Origin of the sequence: Flavobacterium sp. 2 (assembly GCF_049949195.1) — a bacterium.
Classification (GTDB): Bacteria; Bacteroidota; Bacteroidia; order Flavobacteriales; family Flavobacteriaceae; genus Flavobacterium.
This window is the reverse complement of record NZ_CP188206.1, coordinates 2,360,448-2,382,893: the sequence shown is the minus strand read 5'-3', so window position 1 is coordinate 2,382,893 and position 22,446 is coordinate 2,360,448. Positions and strand designations below refer to the sequence as shown.

The following is a 22,446-nucleotide window of genomic DNA, read 5'->3' as shown; positions in this document are numbered from 1 at the left end:
TCTTTCTAATATTTCCACATACAAATCAATAATAAAAAGATTTGAAATTGGAAAATATACCAAATCCCATCATAATTAATAATTTCATCACAGAGAGTGGTGCACTATTTTCATTGCTACCGTTAAGTTTTACGCTTTCTGGTTTGCCTTTGCATACCGCTCCAATCGTTTTGGTCAATCATGCTTTGACAGGAAATGCACAAGTAACCGGCGAAAACGGATGGTGGAATGATTTGATTGGAGACGAAAAAACAATCGACACAAATAAATATACTATTCTGGCATTTAATGTTCCGGGAAATGGTAACGATTCGTTTGTAATCGAAAATTACCAGGATTTTACAGCCAGAGATATTGCGAGAATTTTTATCAAAGGTTTGAAAGCGCTTACTATCGAAAAAGTGTTTGCCGTTATTGGAGGTTCTGTTGGTGGCGGAATTGCTTGGGAAATCCTGGCATTGGAACCAAACATCACAGAACATTTAATTCCGATTGCAACCGACTGGAAATCCACCGACTGGATGATTGCAAATTGTTATCTGCAAGAGCAAATTTTGAATAATTCGTCCAGACCGGTAGAAGATGCCAGAATTCATGCTATGCTTTGTTACAGATCTCCAGAATCATTCAAAGCGAAATTTAAGCGAACTGTTCATTCTGAACTTTCCATTTTTAATATCGAAAGCTGGCTGGCACATCACGGAAATAAATTGCAAAAACGTTATCAATTATCGTCGTACAAATTGATGAACCAATTGCTGAAAACCATAGATATTACGAGAAATAGTGAGGATTTCGAGACTTTAATATCAAAATCAAACGCAGCGATTCATATTGTTGCAATCAATTCAGATTTGTTTTTTACACCACAAGAAAATCTGGAAACTTATAATGAATTAAAAAAGTTTAAAGAAAATGTTTTTTACAGCGAAATTGATTCGGTTCACGGACATGACGCTTTTTTAATCGAGTACAAACAATTAGATCATTTACTTGCCGATATTTTTAAGGCAGAAACAATAGCAAAATAAAATGAAAGTATTAAAATTTGGAGGCAAATCGTTATCAAACGGAGAAGGACTTAACAAAGTAGTTTCAATCATTTCTGATAAAGTAAATCAAGGCGAAAAAATTGCCGTAGTTGTTTCTGCGCGTGGTAACGCGACAGATGAATTAGAAGATATTTTAAGAATTGCCGCTAAAAACGGAAACTACAAACCTCTTTTAGAAAGTTTTAAAGCTTATCAGACTTCAGACTATGGTCAGGTTGATTTGTCTGAAGAATTCAATATTCTGGATAAACTTTTTGAAGGAGTTAGTTTGATTGGCGATTATAGTAACAAAATCAAAGATCAGATTTTGTCAAAAGGTGAATTGCTTTCGGCTAAATTATTGACGTCAATTTTACTTGAAAAAGGAATTCCTGCCAATTTTGTTGATACAAGAGAGTTGTTAAAAACCGATTCAAAATTTGGTGATGCTCAGCCTTTGGAACAACTTTCAAAGAAAAACGTAATCAATTATTTTAAGCTTCATAACGGAGAAACTGTAAATATTGTTACAGGTTTCATTGGTTCAAATAATAACAACGACACTACAACTTTAGGAAGAAACGGAAGTAATTACACAGCTTCGTTAATTGCAAATTATTTAGATGCCGAAGAATTGCAGAATTTCACACATGTTGACGGAATTTACACAGCAAACCCAGATTTAGTTGCCGATGCTAAAAAAATTGAATATTTATCGTTTAACGAAGCAAATGAATTAGCGAATTTTGGCGCAACAATTCTTCATGCAAAAACGATTATTCCATTATTGGAAAAAAATATTCCGCTTCGAATTTTAAATACATTTAATCATGAAAATCATGGAACCTTAATCACTTCAAATTCTCAAAAAGAAGGAATTAAAACGCTTTCAGTTTTAGAAAATGTCTCTTTAGTAAATCTTGAAGGACGCGGATTGCTTGGAAAATCCGGAGTTGATGCCAGAATTTTTAAAGTAATGGGCGATCACAATATCAGTGTAAGCATCATTTCGCAAGGTTCTTCAGAAAGAGGAATCGGGTTGGTTGTGGCTAAAGATAAAGCGACGCTTGCAATGGTCGAGCTAGAAAAAGAGTTTGAAAATGACTTTTATTCTAAAGATGTAAACCAAATCACAGTAACAGATAATGTTTCTGTAATTTCGATTATCGGACAGGATTTGAGTACTTTCCATAAACCTTATACGGCTTTAATTAAAAACAAAATAGTTCCGATTTTATTCAACAACACGGTTACAGGTAAAAACGTGAGTTTGGTTGTTAAAAAAGAAGAACTGAACAAAGCCTTAAACGTAATTCACGGAGAAATCTTTGGAGTTTCTAAAAAAATCAACATTGCGATTTTCGGCCACGGATTAGTTGGAGGAACGTTGATTAATCAAATTTTAGAATCAGCGTCTGCAATCGAAAAACGTAAAGATATTAAGCTGAATGTTTTTGCAATTGCAAATTCTAAAAAGCTTTTATTAAACAGAAATGGCGTAACTTCAAGCTGGAAAAATGATATTCAGACAAAAGGCGAAGAATATTCAATCAATGATATTATCGCTTACGCAAATGAGCATCATTTAGAAAACTTAATTGCAATTGATAATACAGCAAGTGCGTCATTCGTAGAAAATTATATTCCGCTTGTTGAAAGCAGTTTTGATTTGATTTCTTCGAATAAAGTGGCTAATACATTAACGTATGGTTTTTATAAAGAATTGAGAAAAGCTTTGGCAGAAAATCAAAAGAATTATTTATACGAAACCAATGTTGGTGCAGGTTTGCCTTTAATTGATACGATTAAATTACTGCATCTTTCTGGTGAAAACATCACAAAAATTAAAGGAGTTTTCTCTGGAACATTAAGTTATTTATTCAATAATTTCTCTGCAAAAGATGTTCCATTTAGTGAAATTCTTAAGGAAGCAATTGACAACGGATACACAGAACCAGACCCGCGTGAAGATTTATGCGGAAATGATGTGGGAAGAAAATTATTGATTTTGGCAAGAGAATTAGATTTACAAAATGAGTTTGAAGAAATTTCAATTCAGAATTTAATTCCGGAACATTTACGTGATGGAAATGTTTCCGATTTCTTAACGAAGCTAAAAGAATTTGATCCAATTTACGAGAAAATAAAAGCAGATCAACAACCAAATCATGTTTTAAGATACATTGGTGAATTGTCTGGTGATTTGCAGAATGATAAAGGAAATTTAGAAGTAAAATTAGTTTCAGTGCCAAAAGATACTGCATTAGGCGGATTAAAAGGTTCAGATTCTTTCTTCGAAATTTACACTGAATCTTACGGAGATCGTCCAATCGTTATTCAAGGAGCCGGTGCAGGTTCTGCGGTAACAGCGAGAGGGGTTTTTGGAGATATTTTGAGATTATCTGATAAAGGGTAATTGATTTTGGAATTTTAGTCCCGATAGCCATCGGGATAGATTGAATATCTGAAACCAAACAAAAACAAAAAATAACAACACAATGAAAGTAACTTTAAACAGAGTAAATGACGCATTTCATTTTAAAGTAAAAAATGAACGCGGACACGTAGTTGACGTTGACAGCAGAGCTGAATTTGGCGGAAGCGATTTAGGCGCAAGCCCAATGGAATTGGTTTTAATGGGGGTTGCAGGATGTAGCGCAATTGATATGATTTCGATTTTGAAGAAACAGCGTCAGGAAATAACATCTTTTAACGCTGAGGTTGAAGGAACACGCGTTCAGATTGAAGAAGCAAAACCTTTTAAAGAAATCGATGTGGTTTTCTATTTAGAAGGAGAAATCAATCCTGAAAAAGCAAAAAAAGCAGCACAGCTTTCTTTTGAGAAATACTGTTCAGTAGCCAAAACCGTTGAGCCAACTGCAACCATCAAATACAAAGTTGTCTTGAACAACGAGGCTTTGTAGAATTAGAAAATTAGTCAATTAGAGAATTAGATAATTTCTCTAAACAGTTTGAATTTTGAGTTCAGTAATAACCTGAAACTTTAAACTTTAAACAAAAAAAAACAAAAAACAACACAATGAACACAGAAGAATTTGGTTTTGAAACACAAGCCATTAGAACACAATTAGAAAGATCTCAGTATTTAGAACATTCGGTGCCTTTGTACCTATCTTCAAGCTTTGTTTTTGAAGATGCAGAAGATATGAGAGCTTCTTTTACAGAAGAAAAAGAAAGAAATATTTACAGCCGTTTCAGTAATCCAAATACGACTGAATTTGTGGAGAAAATCTGCAAAATGGAAGGTGCTGAATCTGGTTATGCTTTTGCAACCGGAATGGCAGCGGTATATTCTACTTTTGCCGGATTATTAAATTCAGGAGACCATATTGTGTCTGCAAGCAGCGTTTTTGGTTCTACACATGCTTTGTTTATGACTTATTTTCCAAAATGGAATATCGAAACTTCTTATTTTGAAATTAATAAGCCAGAAACTATCGAAAGTTTCATCAAGCCAAACACCAAAATATTATACGCAGAATCGCCTACAAATCCTGGAGTTGATGTGATTGACTTGCAATTATTAGGAGACATTGCTAAAAAACACAACTTGATTTTAATTATCGATAACTGTTTTGCAACGCCTTATTTGCAGCAACCAATTAAATTTGGAGCGCATTTAGTAATACATTCTGCAACAAAATTAATCGATGGACAAGGTCGTGTTTTAGGAGGAGTTACAGTTGGAAATGCAGATTTAATCAGACAGATTTATTTGTTTTCAAGAAATACAGGTCCGGCTTTATCACCATTTAATGCCTGGGTTTTGTCAAAAAGTTTAGAAACTTTAGCAGTTCGTGTTGACAGACATTGCGAAAATGCTTTAAAAGTAGCTGAATTTTTAGAGAGTCATCCAAATGTAAATAGTGTTAAATATCCGTTCCTGAAATCGCATCCGCAATATGAAATTGCTAAAAAACAAATGAAAGCTGGTGGAAACATCATCGCATTTGAAATTAAAGGCGGAATCGAAGCTGGAAGAAAATTCCTGAATTCAATTCAACTTTGTTCATTATCAGCAAATATTGGAGATACAAGAACAATTGTTACGCATCCAGCTTCTACAACGCACAGCAAGTTATCTGAAGAAGATCAATTAGCTGTTGGAATCACGCAAGGTTTAGTTCGTGTTTCTGTAGGTTTAGAAACCGTAGAAGATGTAATTGCTGATTTGAAGCAAGCATTGGCTTAAAAGCAAAATATAATAAAATTAAGGGGCTGTTTTTTTAAATAGCCCTTTTTTGTATCTCAAGGATTTTTTTTGAAATAAATTTTAGTTTTGAAAATATGATAAAACCAAGATTGTTGTTGTTATCAGATTTGTTTGGAGGTAATCCGGAATGGATTGAATACTATATTCAGATATTAGAATCAAAATTTGATGTTCATTATTATGATGTTTTAAAATTGGCCGAGATTGATTTTTCTGAAGATGAAAAAGAAATTCATAATCAATTTTTAAATGGAGGTATTGAAAAAGCTGTTGATAATTTATTAGCTTCAGAAAAAAGCGATGCTGCTATTTTAGCTTTCAGTATTGGCGGAACAATTGCCTGGAAAGCATCATTAAAAGGATTAAAAACAACAAAGTTAATTGCAATTTCCTCGACAAGATTAAGATTTGAAACTGAAATTCCTAATTGTGAAATTAAACTTTATTTTGGCGATCAGGATCTAAATTCGCCGAACAGTGAATGGTTTTCAAAATTAAAAATAGAAAAACATATCCTCGAAAATCAAAAACATCAATTGTATTTAGATAAGAAGAATGTTTTTTTGATTTGTAGTAATTTATTGTAATTCATTCGTCAAAAATTATATTTTTGTTATAACCAAAACCTATTAATAATAAAAACAACGAACTAGTTTATGAGTAACTCTGGATACATACTTGATGATCGACTGTTGGCTTCCGTAGGAATCCGTTTTTTAAATTATATTTTAGACACAATATTTGTAATTGCTATTTTTATGGGACTTTGTCTTTTTGCCGGAGTTCTTATTGGTTTATTTGAATTGACAGGTCTTAGCGAGTGGATGGATGGTTTAGGAGATTGGGGTTGGAATATCGTAATATTTACGATCTACTTTTTTTATTTTTTAATCACTGAAGGATTGTTTGGAAGATCGCTTGCGAAGTTTATTACAGGAACCATTGTTGTTAATGAATATGGTGAAAAAGCTGATTTTGCTGCCATTGTAAAACGATCTTTTTGTCGATTTATACCTTTTGATATGTTTTCATATTTGGGATCAAGAGGCTGGCACGATTCTCTTTCGGATACATACGTGGTAAATAAAAAAGACCTGGTTGAAGAAATAAAAACGTTTCAAGAGTTTAATTTAATCGGAAGTAACGAAGTAATCTGATAGAATAAGTAGAATATAATTTCCTTTCTGTTACTATTCTCATTTAAAAAGCCTATTTTTGTTGCAGAAATAAATGTAATCGTTTTCGGGACATTAATTTCGGAACAAATATTTTGCAATTTAAAATTTAAAGATGCTTTCAAAAAAAACAAAATACGGAATAAAAGCGTTGACTTATTTGGCCAGACGAGAAAATAATGATCCTGTTCAAATTGCCGAAATCGCGAAAAACGAACATATTTCGATTAAGTTTTTAGAAAGTATTTTATTGCTTTTAAGGAATTCAGGTTTTCTAGGAGCAAAAAAAGGAAAAGGCGGCGGCTATTATCTAATCAAAGATCCGAAAGATATAAGCATGGCAAAAGTCTATCGAATTTTAGAAGGGCCAATTGCATTATTGCCTTGTGCAAGTCATAATTTTTATGAAAGATGTGATGATTGCGATGATGAATCTACCTGCGCAGCCCGAAGATTAATGACTGAAGTTAGAGATAATACACTTAAAATATTAGAAAGTAATTCTTTAGCAGATATTGCTTTTTAAGAAATAAAAAAGACCATTTCTATTTTGAAATGGTCTTTTTTTATAACGATGATTTAGTTAAAAAATCAATTTATATCCAGTAAAGAATAGCATTATTGCGATAGCATTTCTAAGAAATTGATCCGGAACTTTTCCGCTCAGCATGCTTCCCATATATATTCCAGGGAGTGAACCCATTAACAACTGGCCAAGTAATCCTAAATCTAAATTTCCCATTGAAGCATGTCCAATTCCAGCAACAAGTGTTAATGGAACCGCATGAGCAATTTCAGTTCCCACTAAGCGAGGTAGTGGTAATAAAGGATAAAGAAAAAATAAAGTTACTGTTCCAAGAGCTCCTGCGCCAATGGATGTTACCGTTACGGTTGCGCCAAGTAAAACTCCAATTCCAATAGTCAGCATATTTTGAGTGTGGCTTTCGCTGTGGAATTTATCTCCTGCATGTTTTTGAGAAAATTTCAAAATTTTGTTTTTGAATATAATAGCAATTGATGTAAATAATAATGCCCAGCCTAAACTAAACTTTATAACACGATTAATGGTCTCAATATCTGTTTTGATACTGTTTAATACCCATAAAGTTACTAAAGCGGCAGGGACACTGCCTAATGTTAGCCAACCCGTAATTTTCCAGTTTATGTTTCCTTTTTTATGATGGACAAATATTCCTCCAGCTTTTGTAAAAGCAGCATAAAGCAAATCTGTACCCACTGCAGTTGTTGGCGGAATATTAAAAAATAACAAAATAGGAGTCATTAAAGAACCACCACCTACGCCAGTCAACCCAACAATAAAACCAACTGCTAATCCGGCAATTACAAGACCAATTTGAAAATCCATAAAAAAAGTTTGGCGCTAAAATACAACATTTTTATAATTATCCTATAGATATTGTAGAGATTAAAAAGCCTATTTAATAAGCAAGCTTTTTTGCTATTTATATTGTTCAAATATGTTGCGAAATGGTATTATTTGTGAAATTAATTCATCAAAATCTTAAATAGCTCTTTTATAATGTAATGAATGTGTAAATGAGCTTTAAAAAAATCAAAATAATGTTTTGATTATTATAAATAAGTAGTATTTTTGCAAAGTAATCTATTAACCCGATAGGGTAATAGGTTTTGAAAACAAATTCAATTATTTTAATATGGAGAAAGAACTGAAAATAAATAGTGCAGATTCGTTCAAAGAAAAGCTTTGGATTGGAATTCCGGTTGTTTTACTAATAGGTTTGTTATCTGTATTAATTTATAATCATCACGCTGAATTCTCGTGGAATGGGTTTGTAGATGGTTTTAATGAAGAATTTTTAGTGTTTTTTGCCATTGGAGTTTTTGCTCAGTTGGTTGATGGAACTTTAGGAATGGGCTATGGAGCAACTTCAACGTCATTTTTATTGGCTTATGGAGTTCCGCCAGTTGTGAGCAGTACAGCAGTTCACGTTTCTGAAATGTTTACAACGGGAGCATCGGCACTTTCACATCATAGATTCGGAAACATCAATAAAAAATTGGTAAAACATTTATTGATTCCGGGTGTTTTAGGTTCGATTACGGGAGCTTATTTATTGTCAGATGTTATTAATGGTGATATTATAAAGCCTTTTATTGCGGTTTATATGATTGTTTTAGCGGTTATCATCATCAGAAAAGCCTTGAAAAAAACAATTGTAAAAAAGAAGACGAAGAAATTAGGCGCTTTAGCCGTTTTCGGCGGATTCATGGATTCTGTTGGAGGCGGAGGCTGGGGACCAATTGTAACTTCAACTTTATTAGGAAGAGGAAGAAACCCAAGATATACTATTGGTTCAGTAAATGCAGCTGAGTTTGCAATTTCATTTGCAAGTGGAATCACATTTATGCTTTTTGGAGGAATCCATGGTTGGCAAGTAATCATCGGATTAATTTTAGGAGGAGTTATTTCAGCGCCTTTAGCAGCATATTTGGTAAATAAAATCAAAAGAAAACCAATGATGGTTGCCGTTGGGGTTCTAATTATATTATTGAGTTTAAAAACATTATCTAAATTATTGTAAAAATAATTTTAGAAAGGAAGAGAGATTATGAGTGCGATTATTGTACAAGAATTATTAGATAAAACAAAAGATTTTTCGCTTGACGAAACCTTAGTTTTTTTAGCAAAAGAATTTCCAGGGAAAGTAATTTTTTCGACTTCTTTTGGTCAGGAAGATCAGGTAATTACAGATTTCATTGCAAAAAGTAATACTGATATTACTGTTTTTACTTTGGACACCGGAAGATTGTTTCAGGAAACTTATGACGTTTTTCATAAAACATTAAAAAAGTATAAAAGACCGATTGAAGTTTTTTTTCCAGAAGCGGCTGCGGTAGAGAATCTTTTAAAAACAAAAGGACCAAACAGCTTTTACGATTCAGTTGAAAACAGAAAAGAATGTTGTTTTATTCGAAAAGTTGTTCCGTTAAGAAAAGCTTTGGCAGGAAACTCAGTTTGGATTACGGGACTTAGAGCCGAACAATCAGAAAATAGACAAGATTTACACTTGTTTGAATACGACGGGAACTTCGAAATCATAAAGTTTAATCCCTTGCTTAAATGGACTTTAGAAGAAGTTGAAACGTATTTATCTGAAAACAATGTTCCGCAAAATGCATTGCACAAACAAGGTTTCGTAAGTATTGGATGCGCGCCTTGTACAAGAGCAATTTTCCCTGGTGAAGATATCAGAGCCGGAAGATGGTGGTGGGAATCAAGCCATAAAGAGTGTGGGCTTCATAGTGCTAAGAAAGAGTAGAAAGAAGCAAGAAGAAAGAGGCAAGACTTTCTTTTAGAGAATAGAATATAGATTATAGAATAAAGAGTGGAGATTTTTAAATCAGGGAACTTGAAACCTGAAACTTAAAACTTGAAACTAAAAAATATCAAACAAAAAAACAATGAGTTCAGTATTAAAAACAAACGCTTTAGAGAGTGAAGCGATATACATTTTCAGAGAAGTAATTTCACAGTTTGACAGACCGGTTTTACTTTTCTCAGGAGGAAAAGATTCTATTACATTAGTGCGTTTGGCGCAAAAAGCATTTTTCCCTGCTAAGATTCCGTTTCCTCTATTGCATGTTGATACGGGGCACAATTTCCCAGAGACAATTGCTTTCAGAGATAAATTGGTAGAAGAATTAGGTTTAGAGTTGATCGTTCGTAATGTTCAGGATGCTATTGATGAAGGAAAAGTAGTTGAAGAAACTGGGAAATACTCAAGTAGAAACAGTTTACAAACAACAACACTTTTAGATGCAATTGAAGAATTTAAGTTTGATGCTTGTATTGGTGGAGCACGTCGTGATGAAGAAAAAGCGAGAGCTAAAGAACGTATTTTTTCAGTTCGTGATGATTTCGGACAATGGGACGAAAAAAATCAGAGACCTGAGTTGTTTGATATTTTGAATGGAAAAATTGAAAATGGACAAAACGTTCGTGTTTTCCCAATTTCAAACTGGACAGAATTAGATGTTTGGAGTTATATCGAGAAAGAACATATCGAAATTCCGTCAATCTATTTCTCACATAAAAGAAAAGTTTTTTTGAGAGACGGTTTAATCTGGTCGCATTCTCCTTTTGTGTACCAAGAAGAAGACGAACAAATCGAAGAAAGAATTGTTCGCTTCAGAACCGTTGGAGATATGAGTTGTACCGCTGCAGTTGAATCGTACGCAGCAACAATCGAAGAAGTTGTAGGCGAAATCAGAGAATCAACGATTTCTGAAAGAGGAGCCAGAATAGATGATAAACGTTCTGAAGCGGCGATGGAGAAAAGAAAACAACAAGGATACTTTTAAGTTGTTGGTTGATAGTTTTTAGTTGATAGCTGAATACTTCAATAATTACAACAATAACATAAAAAAGCAGATTAAATATTTTGATGGTTTTAGTTGATGTTTTAGAAAAACCAACAACCATAAACCAACAACCAACAACATAAAAAGAATGGACGTTTTAAAAATAGCAACAGCAGGAAGTGTAGATGACGGAAAAAGTACTTTAATCGGGAGATTATTGTACGATACAAAATCATTGACGACTGATAAAATAGAAGCAATCGAAAAAAGCAGTAAACAAAAAGGATACGATTACCTTGATTTTTCTTTGGCAACTGATGGTTTAGTAGCAGAAAGAGAGCAAGGAATCACGATTGATGTTGCGCACATTTATTTTTCGACTGCAAAGAAAAGTTACATTATTGCCGATACTCCGGGGCACGTAGAATATACAAGAAACATGGTTACAGGAGCTTCGACTTCTCAGGTTTCTATCATTTTAATTGATGCAAGAAAAGGTGTAATTGAGCAGACTTACCGTCACTTCTTCATTAATAATTTATTGAGAGTAAAAGAGGTTATTGTTGCAATTAACAAAATGGATTTAGTTGATTATTCTGAAGAAGTTTTCAATAAAATCAAAGCCGATTTTCAGGCATTAAATGCAAAAAGTACTTTCAAGGAACAAAACGTAAGTTATATTCCTTTAAGTGCAATCAACGGCGGAAACGTGGTTGATCAATCTGAAAACATGCCTTGGTATGATGGTCAAACGGTATTGGAACATTTAGAAGGATTACATGCTTCTGATGTTTTTGAAGCAGGAAAAGCACGTTTCCCAGTTCAGACTGTTATTCGTCCAAAAACAGAAGAATACCACGATTTTAGAGGTTACGCAGGAAAATTATACGGAAACTCAATTAAAGTTGGAGATGCTGTAACGGTTCTTCCATCTTTAACAGAATCTAAAGTGTCTAAAATTCACTTTTTCGATAAAACATTTGACGAAGCCGTTGCAGGTTCTTCGATTACTATCGAATTAGAAAATGATATCAATGTAACGAGAGGTGATATGATTGTAAAATCATCAGAACTTCCAAAAATTGAAAAAGATATTACCACAACAGTTTGCTGGATGGACAGTAAAAAACTGGTTCCGGGAACTAAATATTTGGTACAACACAATACAAACAGAGTTTTAGCAAAAGTAGAAAGCATTAAAAATACAATTGCAACAGATTACTCAGGAACGACAGAAGCTTCACAATTAGCTATTAACGAAATTGGAGAAGTAACGATCAAATTAAGCAAACCGTTATATTTTGATTCATACAACGAAAACAAATCAAACGGAGCTTTCATCTTAATTGATACAGCAACTAACACAACAGCAGGAGTAGGATTCATTCGCTAGTTGATAGTTGATGGTTTTTGGTTGATAGATATTCTGCCAGCAAACCAACAACCAGCAACTGACAACCAACAACTAAAGAGAAATGGAAAGTTTTAGAACAGAAATAGAAAATCCGGTAGTTCAGAAGGAGATTATCGAATTAGAAAAAAAGATTCACTTATTCCGTGGAGGAAAAATTGATGATGAGCGTTTTCGTAGTCTTCGTTTAGCGCGTGGAATCTACGGTCAGCGTCAGGAAGGCGTTCAGATGATTCGTATTAAATTGCCTTACGGTAAAGTGACCAGCGAGCAATTAGTGCGTATCACACAAGTTTCTGATGAATATTCTACAGGACGTTTGCACATTACAACGCGTCAGGATATCCAGATTCACTACGTGAGTTTAGACAGAACACCAGAACTTTGGGCAGATTTGGCTAAAGACGATATCACGCTTCGTGAAGCTTGTGGAAACACTGTTAGAAATATTACAGGAAGCGAATTAGCTGGTGTAGATGTAAACGAACCATTTGATGTTTCGCCTTATGCACACGGACTTTTTCAATATTTGTTAAGAAACCCAATCTGTCAGGAAATGGGGCGTAAATTCAAAATTTCGTTCTCATCTTCAGACGAAGATACTGCGTTGAGTTATTTACACGATTTAGGATTTATTCCGAAAATTAAAGACGGACAAAAAGGTTTCAAAATCATGTTTGGAGGAGGTTTAGGATCTCAGCCAGCACATGCTGAATTACTTTCAGAATTCGTTCCGGTAAACGAAATCATTCCAACAGCAGAAGGAATCATTCGTATTTTCGACAGATACGGAGAACGTGCAAAAAGAATGAAAGCACGTATGAAATTCTTAATCAAAGAAATGGGAAGAGATGTTTTCCTTGATTTGGTTGAACAAGAGAAAAAAGCAATCGCTTTTGAAACATACGAAATTGATACAACCGCCTTTGACGGACCAATTCCAGAACCAGTATTAGAAGTTCCGCAAGTTACAATCGAAGATACTGCAGCTTATGAAGCGTGGAAAAAATCGAATGTAATCAAACAGAAACAAGACGGTTATTATGCTATCGGAATCAAAGTTTTATTAGGTGATTTTTATACTGATAAAGCCAGATTATTAGCCGCTTTAATTAAAAATTACGCAGCAAATGAATTACGTTTTTCATTGCGTCAAAATATTGTAATACGTCACGTAAAAGAAGAAAATTTACCATTCTTTTACCAAGAATTAGCGAAGTTGGATTTTGTTCAACTAGGATATAATTCAGTTGGAGATATTACGGCATGTCCGGGTACTGATACTTGTAATTTGGGGATTGCAAGTAGTACCGGTATTGCAGAAGAATTAGAAAGAGTGTTGACTACCGAATATCCTCAGTATTTAAACAATCGCGAAATCGAAATTAAAATTTCAGGTTGTATGAATGCCTGCGGACAACATAATATGTCTGCAATTGGATTCCAGGGAATGTCTATCAACTCAGGAAAATTGGTAGCTCCGGCTCTGCAGGTTTTACTTGGCGGAGGAAGATTAGGAAACGGAGCAGGACGTTTTGCTGATAAAGTAATCAAAGTGCCTAGTCGTAGAGGTCCAGATGCATTGCGTACCATTTTAAATGATTTTGATGCTAACGGAAGCGGACAAAAATTCCTAGATTATTATGATACAAAAGGAGAGAAATATTTCTACGAAATCTTAAAACCGTATGCTGATGTAACCAATTTAACAGAAGCAGATTTTGTGGATTGGGGTAACGCAGACAATTACGTAAAAGCAGTTGGAGTGGGAGAATGTGCCGGAGTTGTGATCGATTTAGTAGCAACTTTATTGTTTGAAGCTAAAGAGAAATTGATCTTGGCGCAGGAATCTTTCGACGAGAAAAAATGGTCAGATGCTATTTATCATGCTTATGCAGGATTTGTAAATGGAGCAAAAGCATTGTTATTGTCAGAAAACCAAAAAACAAATCACCACGCAGGAATAGTAGATTTGTTTGATACTGTTTTTATCGAAAATAATAAAATCGAATTAAACTCAACTTTTAAAGACTTGGTTTACCAAATCAATAAAAATGAACCATCTGAAGCTTTCGCTAAAGAGTACATTGCTCAGGCAGTTGTTTTCTTTGACAAAATCGAAACTTTCAGAGCTCAGGAATTAGAAAATGCTTAATTTAAAACCCAAAATAACTTTAGTCGGTGCAGGTCCGGGCGATCCCGATTTACTGACGCTAAAAGCTGTAAAAGCATTGGCTGAAGCAAATGTGGTTTTATACGATGCTTTGGCCAACGAAGAAATTCTGGATTATGCACCCAAAAATGCCATTCGAATTTTTGTTGGAAAAAGAATCGGAAATCATGCTTATACGCAGGATCAAATCAATCAGTTGATTGTGGATAATGCACTGACTTACGGAAACGTAGTTCGGTTAAAAGGCGGTGATCCATTTATTTTTGGAAGAGGTGGTGAAGAAGTGGAATTTGCAGAAAGTTTCGGAATCGAAACCATTGTTGTTCCAGGAATTTCATCTGTAGTTGCAGTTCCTGCAAGTCAGGGAATTTCAATAACAAAAAGAGGCGTTTCAGAAAGCTTTTGGGCAATAACCGGAACAACTTCTGATAGAAAATTATCTTCAGATGTAGCTTTGGCAGCACAATCTTCTGCAACAGTTGTAATCTTGATGGGAATGCACAAATTGCCTCAAATAATTGATTTGTTTCAGAAAGAAGATAAAGGAAATTTACCAGTTGCGATCATTCAAAACGGAACAACAGCAGAAGAAAAAGTTGGAGTTGGAACAGTAGATTCGATTCTAAATATTGTAAAAGAAAAAGAATTAGGTTCACCAGCCATTATTGTTTTAGGCGAAGTTGTAAGAGAAAGCAATAAATTAAAAGGATTTTACGAAGAATTTCTATCAAAAGAAATTGCAAGATAAAGTTCCAAAGGAACGATTCATATTGTAGCGTCGGGTTTTAACCCGATGGACGCACGGCAATGACGTTGGATTTTAACCCAATTTTGCCAAAGACAATAGAAAAATCATCTAATTTTGTTTAGATGAAATTAAATTAAAATGGAACAAAACGAATTATATCCCATATTCTTAAAACTTCACAATCTGAACGTTTTAATTGTGGGCGGAGGAAATGTAGGTTTGGAGAAACTTTCTTTTTTGTTAAAGTCAAGTCCAAATGCAAATGTTGAGGTTGTAGCGCCGGATTTTCACTTAGAAATAAAAGTTTTAGCCGAAAATCATCCTTCAATTAAATTGACGGAAGCTAAGTTCAAAAAGAAAATGCTCAAAAAACGTCACATGGTAATTGCCTGTACAGACGATTTAAAAGTGAATAAAAGAGTTTACGAATTGTCGAGAAAACGTTATTTGATTTGCAATATCGCCGATACGCCAGATTTATGCGATTATTATTTAGGCGGAATCGTAACAAAAGGAAATGTAAAAATAGCCATTTCGACAAACGGAAAATCGCCAACAACGGCAAAAAGATTACGTGAGTTTTTCGAAGAAGTAATTCCGGAAGATATCAATCAAATGGTTGAAAATCTGAATGAATACCGAAAAACCTTAAAAGGTAATTTTGAAGAAAAGGTTAAAAGAATGAACGAGATAACCGATTCATTGAAAAATAAGGAATTGTAAGAGTTCCGGAGGAACGTTTCATATTGTAGCGTCGGGTTTTAACCCGATGGATGAATGAGGTTACCTCTTCATTAAAAAATAAAGAATAGAAAATTAGGCAAAGAAATCAATGATAAAAATCATTGGCAGTAGAATAAATTATTCGTTTCTTTGTATTATTAAGAATGATTATAAACAACAACCATAATGATTAAAACAGATATACTTATAATTGGAGCAGGCCCAACAGGTTTATTTGCCGTTTTCGAGGCAGGATTATTAAAATTAAAATGCCACATTTTAGATGCTTTGCCTCAACCAGGAGGACAGCTTTCAGAATTATATCCTAAAAAGCCTATTTACGATATTCCAGGTTTTCCAGAAGTATTAGCTGGAGATTTAGTTGACGGTTTAATGGAACAAATCAAACAATTTGAGCCAGGATTTACTTTAGGAGAACGTGCTGAAACAGTTGAAAAACAAGAAGACGGATCTTTCATCGTAACCTCAAACAAAGGAACTAAATTCCACGCCCCAGTTATTGCAATCGCGGGAGGTTTAGGAAGTTTCGAGCCTCGTAAACCACTTATCGAAGATATCGAGTTTTATGAAGATAAAGGAGTAAAATACTTCATCAAAAATCCGGAGAAATTCAGAGATAAAAGAGTTGTAATTGCAGGAGGAGGAGATTCAGCATTAGACTGGAGCATCTTCTTAGCAAACGTAGCTTCAGAAGTAACTTTAATTCACCGTAGAAACGAATTTAGAGGCGCTTTAGATTCAGTAGAAAAAGTACAGGAATTAAAAACAGCTGGAAAAATCAAATTAATTACACCAGCAGAAGTTATCGGAATCAACGGTGCTGAGCACGTTGAATCATTAGATATCGAAGAAAACGGAGCACACCGTAAAATCGAATGTGACTATTTCATCCCACTTTTCGGATTAACACCAAAATTAGGTCCAATTGGAGACTGGGGATTAGATATCGAAAAAAATGCCATTAAAGTAAACAATGCATTAGATTACCAAACGAATATTCCGGGAATCTTCGCCATTGGAGACGTAAACACATACCCAGGAAAATTAAAATTAATCCTTTGTGGTTTCCACGAAGCAACTTTAATGTGTCAGGCAGCATACGGAATCATCAATCCAGGTAAAAAATATGTATTGAAATATACAACGGTTTCTGGAGTAGATGGTTTCGACGGAACTCGTAAAGAAGCTCCAAAAGCGGTTGTTAAAGCGATAGTTTAATTTGAGGTGCTGAGGTTCTAAGGGACTAAGGTGCTAAGATTTTTATATATAAAGCTCAAACTTTTAGTTTGGGCTTTTTTTAATTTGTAATTTTCAGAGATATTAATTTCAATACTTATGAATTCAAAGAAAGAGAGTAATAGTTCTATTTTAAATCAGAAAGATTGGTCCGATAATTTGTCAGAAGAAGAATTAAAGGAAATAGAAATAGGAATTGAGCAAGCAGAAAATAATCAGGTTACTGATCATGAAGAGGTAATGAAAGTATTCTTAAAATATAAGATCAATAGTCAAAGGATATTCTAAACTTAGTTCCTTAGAATCTTAGCTCCTTAGTACCTTCAAAAAAACCTTAGAACCTTAGCAAGTAAGTCCCTCAGAACCTTAGAAAAAAAACATTTGCAAATAGAAACCCTATTTCATACCTTTGCACTGTTCTTAAAATTATTGTCAGTTATCACGAAAGGCGGAGGGATAGACCCGATGAAACCTTAGCAACCCTTTATCATAAAGAAGGTGCTAAATTCTACTTTATACGATATTTCCAGTATTAAAGATAGATAACACAAATACATACTCGTATTTCTCAAAACTTTTCTCGATAACATATAATATTTACTGAAACAGATTCTGTATCAGGAGTGAATCATTGGCGCATTTTTGCAGTCAATAGTTCCCGCTTTTCGTTGCAATCATTTTGTCCGCCGCGGCGGACAAAATAATTTCCACTTCAATCGGGGCTAATGAGCCAGCAATAGTGTGTTTTTGGAATTAATGTGAAAAAAATATCCGAAGCAAACCTAACAGGTTTTAAAAACCTGTTAGGTTTAAACTTCACAATCATAATAAAAAAAACTTAGCATCTTAGAACCTTAGCGTCTTAGCAGCTAAAACAAAAAAACATGGCAATTACAATTCAAGAAGCAATAAAAAAAAATATCCTAATCCTAGATGGAGCAATGGGAACAATGTTGCAACGCTATAATTTCTCAGAAGAAGATTTCAGAGGAGAGCGTTTCAAAGATTTTCCGCATCCGTTAAAAGGAAACAACGATTTACTATCCCTAACACAACCACAAGCAATCCGCGATGTTCATGCCGCTTATTACGAAGCTGGTGCTGACATTGTAGAAACCAATACCTTCTCAGGAACGACAATCGGTATGGCCGATTATCACATGGAAGATTTGGTTTACGAGTTAAACTACGAATCGGCAAAAATCGCAAGACAAGTAGCCGATGAGTTTACCGCAAAAAATCCGGAAAAACCTCGTTTTGTAGCCGGTTCAATTGGACCAACAAACCGTACAGCAAGTATGTCGCCAGATGTAAACGATCCGGGTTACAGAGCCGTAACATTCGACGATTTACGAATTGCGTATAAACAACAAGCAGAAGCTTTAATGGACGGTGGCTGTGATTTACTTTTGGTAGAAACAATTTTCGATACTTTAAATGCAAAAGCAGCACTTTTTGCAATAGAAGAAGTAAAAGAAGAACGCAATCTTAATATTCCAATCATGGTTTCAGGAACAATTACAGATGCCTCTGGAAGAACACTTTCAGGACAAACAGTTGAAGCATTTTTGATTTCAGTTTCACATATTCCGTTATTAAGCGTAGGATTCAATTGCGCCCTTGGAGCCGATTTGCTGAAACCGTATTTGAAAACATTAGCGCATAACACAAGCTTTAATGTTTCAGCACATCCAAATGCAGGATTGCCAAATGCTTTCGGGCAATACGATGAAACGCCAGAGCAGACTCAGGTATTCATTAAAGAATATTTAGAGGATAATTTAATTAATATCATTGGAGGTTGTTGCGGAACAACTCCAGATCATATTCGATTAATGGCTGAGGTTGCGAAGGATTATAAGCCTAGAGTGGCGCCGGTTATTGCATAATTCATAAATGAGTTTTTCAATAAATATGAAGAAGATTTTGTTCTTGGAAAGCAAAAAATAATAGTAAAGCGAAATGAATAATTGGAAGACTATTTTTTTATTTATGATAGCTGGTTTACTAATATATGAAGTATGTAGGAATATTCAGCAAGATAATTATAGGAAATCTTTCAAAGGCGAAACAATTGCGTTAGTAACTATAAACGAAGGTTCCAGAGAAGATAAAGTTTTAAGATATTATTTTTATACAGATCGAAAGATTTTAGGAAAAATTGGAAATAGATCACGTTATAATAGTTTATACAAAGAGATAAATAAGTTTTATAGAGTAAAGTACGATATGAATAATCCTGAAGAAAATGAAATTTTCTTAGAAGAAGAATTAAAACCTGATTCTTTATCACTCGTAAAAGTGGGTTTTACTAAAACTAAATATTATGAATATGATGATGCGATCGCTAAATATTTAGAGAAATCAAAATGGAAATGATTTCGGTGAAAAACAAAACGTTATTATGAAACCGAGTTTGCGTGAGGGATAGAAGTGAAAAGCCCACAGCCTGACGAAGGAAGAGCGAGGACTTGTAACGGATAGCCCGGTTCGCCGCGGCGAATCACGCCCAAATTAAAATATTGAAAACGAATATACCTACAAGGCTTTAAAAACCTCGCAGGAAAGAAAATAGAATAAAAAAACTCAGAATCTAAGCATCTTAGCCCCGATAGCTATCGGGGTAGAAACTTAAAAAGAAATGACAGAAAAAAGAAGAGACCTTGTATTATCAGGATTAGAACCGTTGATTATTACGCCGGAAAGTGTTTTCGTGAATGTTGGTGAGCGTACAAATGTAACAGGTTCAAGAAAATTCTTGAGATTAATCAAGGAAGAGAAATATGACGAGGCGCTTGATATTGCAAGACAACAAGTAGAAGGTGGAGCACAGATCATCGATATTAATATGGATGAAGGAATGCTTGACGGTGTAAATGCAATGACTAAATTTTTGAATTTAATTGCGGCAGAACCAGACATTTCGAGAGTGCCGATTATGATCGACAGTTCGAAATGGGAAATCATCGAGGCAGGTCTAAAAGTAGTACAAGGAAAAAGCGTTGTAAACTCGATTTCGTTAAAAGAAGGCGAAGAAGCCTTTATTCATCACGCGAGATTAATCAAACGTTACGGAGCGGCGGCAATTATCATGGCTTTTGACGAAGTTGGTCAGGCCGATAATTACGATCGTCGAGTAGAGATTTGTCAGCGTTCGTATGATATTTTGGTGAACAAAGTAGGATTCCCTCCGCAGGATATTATTTTCGATTTGAATATTTTCCCGGTTGCAACGGGAATGGAAGAGCATAGATTGAACGCTTTGGATTTCTTTAGAGGGACAAAATGGGTTCGCGAAAATCTTCCGCACGCGCATATCAGTGGTGGAGTGAGTAACGTTTCGTTTTCTTTTAGAGGAAATGATACCGTTCGTGAAGCTATGCACTCGGTGTTTTTATACCATGCGATTAAAAACGGAATGACGATGGGAATCGTTAATCCGGAGATGCTTACGATTTACGATGATATTCCGAAAGACTTATTAGAACACGTTGAAGACGTAATTTTAGATAGACGCGACGATGCGACAGAACGACTTTTGGATTTTGCAGAAAATGTAAAAGGCGAAGCGAAGAGCGATGAAAAAGTAGTTCAGGAATGGCGTTTTGGAACGGTTCAGGAGCGTATTACACACTCATTGGTAAAAGGAATTGATGCTTTTATTGAAGAAGATGTAGAAGAAGCTCGTTTAGCAGCAACAAAACCAATTGAGGTTATCGAAATCAATTTGATGACAGGAATGAATGTGGTTGGAGATTTATTCGGAAGCGGAAAAATGTTCCTGCCTCAGGTGGTGAAATCGGCTCGTGTAATGAAAAAAGCAGTGGCTTATTTATTGCCATTTATCGAAGCGAGCAAACAAGCCGGAGACAAACAAGGAAACGGAAAAATCCTGATGGCGACTGTAAAAGGTGACGTTCACGATATTGGAAAAAACATCGTTTCGGTGGTTTTAGCTTGTAACAATTACGAGATTGTAGATCTTGGTGTTATGGTGCCTCCGGAAAAAATCATTGCGGCGGCGATTGAGCATAATGTAGATATAATCGGATTAAGCGGATTAATCACGCCTTCGCTTGACGAAATGGTATATTTGGCCAAAGAATTAGACAAACAAAATATTAAAATTCCGATTATGATTGGCGGGGCAACCACTTCTCGTGCGCATACTGCCGTGAAAATTGCGCCTCAATATAGAGAAACTGTAATTCACGTAAACGATGCTTCGAGAGCTGTTACTGTTGCAGGAAACCTGTTAGATCATAATAGAAAAATATATGCGGCAGATATTCGTGCAGAATACGATTCTTTTAGAGAAACATTTTTAAATCGTTCAAGAGATAAAAACTTCCTGACGATTGAAGATGCCCGTAAAAACAAATTACCATTGGATTGGTCGGAATACACGCCGACTAAACCAAAAGTAATTGGAAAGCAAGTTGTCGAAGTTGAATTGGATGTTTTGGTTCCGTATATCGACTGGACGCCGTTTTTTCAGACTTGGGAATTGTACGGAAAATATCCGGCAATTTTAACGGATGAGGTTGTGGGAGAACAAGCGACTTCTGTTTTTAACGATGCTCAGGCAATGTTGAAAGTAATTCTGGAAGAGAAAAAACTAAAAGCAAAAGGTATTTACGGAATTTTCCCTGCGAATCAGGTTGATGACGACGATATCGAATTGCGTGATGAAAACGGAAAAGTTTTAGAGAAATTTTTAACGCTTCGTCAGCAGTCACAAAAAACAAAAGGCGCTCCAAATATCGCTTTAGCCGATTTTATTCTGCCAAAAGACAGTGGCGTAACTGATTATATAGGAGCTTTCTGCGTAACAACTGGTTTTGGTGTTGACGAATGGGCAGCGGAATACGAAAAGAATTTAGACGACTATAATTCGATTATGGTGAAAGCACTTGCCGATCGTTTTGCGGAGGCTTTCGCCGAATATCTTCACGAGAGAGTGCGTAAAGATTTCTGGGGTTATGATTCAGAAGAATCTTTAACTAACGAAGAATTGATTAAGGAAAATTATAAAGGAATTCGTCCGGCGCCAGGTTATCCAGCTTGTCCTGATCACTTGGAAAAACCAACGATTTGGAAGCTTTTAAATGTTGCCGAAGAAATTGGAGTGACTTTGACAGAAAGCATGGCGATGTGGCCGGCTTCTTCAGTTTCTGGATATTATTTTGGAAACCCAAAAAGCAGGTATTTCGGACTCGGAAAAATAAAAGAAGATCAGGTAGTAGATTACGCCAAACGACGTAATGTTCCAACGGATTACGCAATGAAGTGGTTAAACCCTAATATAGCAGATTAACGAAAAGTTATTTTTGTTTCAGGTTTCAAGTTT

20 protein-coding genes and 1 riboswitch are annotated in these 22,446 nt (G+C 35.0%); of the genes, 19 read left to right on the top strand and 1 reads right to left on the bottom strand.

Annotated elements, in window-relative coordinates:
* Positions 1 to 47 precede the first annotated feature (47 nt).
* The 7 genes from ACNFIH_RS10210 to ACNFIH_RS10180 all read left to right on the top strand — a co-directional run bounded on the left by ACNFIH_RS10210 (position 48) and on the right by ACNFIH_RS10180 (position 6,966).
* Positions 48 to 1,031: an alpha/beta fold hydrolase gene (locus ACNFIH_RS10210; protein ID WP_426486539.1), complete on the top strand. Its 984-nt coding sequence runs from the start codon at positions 48 to 50 to the stop codon at positions 1,029 to 1,031.
* Between the two features lies 1 nt (position 1,032).
* Positions 1,033 to 3,447 carry a bifunctional aspartate kinase/homoserine dehydrogenase I gene (gene thrA, locus ACNFIH_RS10205; RefSeq protein ID WP_426486538.1) on the top strand — a complete coding sequence of 805 codons (2,415 nt, stop codon included), beginning with the start codon at positions 1,033 to 1,035 and terminating at the stop codon, positions 3,445 to 3,447.
* Between the two features lie 82 nt (positions 3,448 to 3,529).
* Positions 3,530 to 3,955 carry an OsmC family protein gene (locus ACNFIH_RS10200; protein WP_026728534.1) on the top strand — a complete coding sequence of 142 codons (426 nt, stop codon included), beginning with the start codon at positions 3,530 to 3,532 and terminating at the stop codon, positions 3,953 to 3,955.
* A gap of 116 nt (positions 3,956 to 4,071) precedes the next feature.
* Positions 4,072 to 5,244 carry a trans-sulfuration enzyme family protein gene (locus ACNFIH_RS10195; RefSeq protein WP_142450273.1) on the top strand — a complete coding sequence of 391 codons (1,173 nt, stop codon included), beginning with the start codon at positions 4,072 to 4,074 and terminating at the stop codon, positions 5,242 to 5,244.
* Between the two features lie 95 nt (positions 5,245 to 5,339).
* The gene (locus ACNFIH_RS10190) at positions 5,340 to 5,852 is read left to right on the top strand and encodes an alpha/beta hydrolase (protein WP_426486537.1); all 513 of its coding nucleotides are present in this window, start codon (positions 5,340 to 5,342) and stop codon (positions 5,850 to 5,852) included.
* Between the two features lie 69 nt (positions 5,853 to 5,921).
* On the top strand, positions 5,922 to 6,422 hold the full coding sequence (locus ACNFIH_RS10185) for an RDD family protein (protein ID WP_426486536.1): 501 nt from the start codon (positions 5,922 to 5,924) through the stop codon (positions 6,420 to 6,422).
* 133 nt (positions 6,423 to 6,555) lie between these two features.
* Complete coding sequence (locus tag ACNFIH_RS10180) at positions 6,556 to 6,966, top strand: RrF2 family transcriptional regulator (protein ID WP_035645602.1); 411 nt, start codon at positions 6,556 to 6,558, stop codon at positions 6,964 to 6,966.
* A 57-nt stretch (positions 6,967 to 7,023) separates the two neighbouring features.
* Here the strand turns inward: ACNFIH_RS10180 and ACNFIH_RS10175 are convergent, their stop codons facing one another.
* On the bottom strand, positions 7,024 to 7,806 hold the full coding sequence (locus ACNFIH_RS10175) for a sulfite exporter TauE/SafE family protein (RefSeq protein ID WP_426486535.1): 783 nt from the start codon (positions 7,804 to 7,806) through the stop codon (positions 7,024 to 7,026).
* 310 nt (positions 7,807 to 8,116) lie between these two features.
* On the opposite strand from ACNFIH_RS10175, the gene ACNFIH_RS10170 reads away from it, so the two are divergent.
* From ACNFIH_RS10170 to metH, 12 genes are all read left to right on the top strand, one after another.
* A complete protein-coding gene (locus ACNFIH_RS10170; protein ID WP_426486534.1) occupies positions 8,117 to 9,004 on the top strand; it encodes a sulfite exporter TauE/SafE family protein in 888 nt (295 codons plus the stop codon).
* Positions 9,005 to 9,031: 27 nt separating this feature from the next.
* On the top strand, positions 9,032 to 9,742 hold the full coding sequence (locus tag ACNFIH_RS10165) for a phosphoadenylyl-sulfate reductase (RefSeq protein ID WP_426486533.1): 711 nt from the start codon (positions 9,032 to 9,034) through the stop codon (positions 9,740 to 9,742).
* A gap of 142 nt (positions 9,743 to 9,884) precedes the next feature.
* Entirely contained in the window at positions 9,885 to 10,784 is a 900-nt protein-coding gene (gene cysD / locus ACNFIH_RS10160; protein ID WP_426486532.1) for a sulfate adenylyltransferase subunit CysD, read from the top strand.
* Between the two features lie 148 nt (positions 10,785 to 10,932).
* Positions 10,933 to 12,177: a sulfate adenylyltransferase subunit 1 gene (locus tag ACNFIH_RS10155; protein ID WP_426486531.1), complete on the top strand. Its 1,245-nt coding sequence runs from the start codon at positions 10,933 to 10,935 to the stop codon at positions 12,175 to 12,177.
* 82 nt (positions 12,178 to 12,259) lie between these two features.
* A complete protein-coding gene (locus ACNFIH_RS10150; protein WP_426486530.1) occupies positions 12,260 to 14,350 on the top strand; it encodes a HEPN domain-containing protein in 2,091 nt (696 codons plus the stop codon).
* A complete protein-coding gene (gene cobA / locus ACNFIH_RS10145) occupies positions 14,343 to 15,116 on the top strand; it encodes a uroporphyrinogen-III C-methyltransferase (RefSeq protein WP_426486529.1) in 774 nt (257 codons plus the stop codon). The genes ACNFIH_RS10150 and cobA overlap by 8 nt, the downstream gene beginning before the upstream one ends.
* 138 nt (positions 15,117 to 15,254) lie before the next feature.
* Positions 15,255 to 15,839 carry a precorrin-2 dehydrogenase/sirohydrochlorin ferrochelatase family protein gene (locus ACNFIH_RS10140; protein ID WP_426486528.1) on the top strand — a complete coding sequence of 195 codons (585 nt, stop codon included), beginning with the start codon at positions 15,255 to 15,257 and terminating at the stop codon, positions 15,837 to 15,839.
* Positions 15,840 to 16,025: 186 nt separating this feature from the next.
* Positions 16,026 to 17,078, top strand: a complete 1,053-nt coding sequence (locus ACNFIH_RS10135; RefSeq protein ID WP_426486527.1) for an NAD(P)/FAD-dependent oxidoreductase — start codon at positions 16,026 to 16,028, stop codon at positions 17,076 to 17,078.
* A gap of 117 nt (positions 17,079 to 17,195) precedes the next feature.
* Entirely contained in the window at positions 17,196 to 17,384 is a 189-nt protein-coding gene (locus ACNFIH_RS10130) for a hypothetical protein (RefSeq protein ID WP_426486526.1), read from the top strand.
* Between the two features lie 145 nt (positions 17,385 to 17,529).
* Positions 17,530 to 17,645: riboswitch (SAM riboswitch) on the top strand.
* 335 nt (positions 17,646 to 17,980) lie between these two features.
* Entirely contained in the window at positions 17,981 to 18,985 is a 1,005-nt protein-coding gene (locus ACNFIH_RS10125; RefSeq protein WP_426486525.1) for a homocysteine S-methyltransferase family protein, read from the top strand.
* A 73-nt stretch (positions 18,986 to 19,058) separates the two neighbouring features.
* Positions 19,059 to 19,475 carry a hypothetical protein gene (locus ACNFIH_RS10120; RefSeq protein WP_426486524.1) on the top strand — a complete coding sequence of 139 codons (417 nt, stop codon included), beginning with the start codon at positions 19,059 to 19,061 and terminating at the stop codon, positions 19,473 to 19,475.
* Positions 19,476 to 19,737: 262 nt separating this feature from the next.
* Positions 19,738 to 22,413: a methionine synthase gene (gene metH / locus ACNFIH_RS10115; protein ID WP_426486523.1), complete on the top strand. Its 2,676-nt coding sequence runs from the start codon at positions 19,738 to 19,740 to the stop codon at positions 22,411 to 22,413.
* Positions 22,414 to 22,446: the final 33 nt, after the last annotated feature.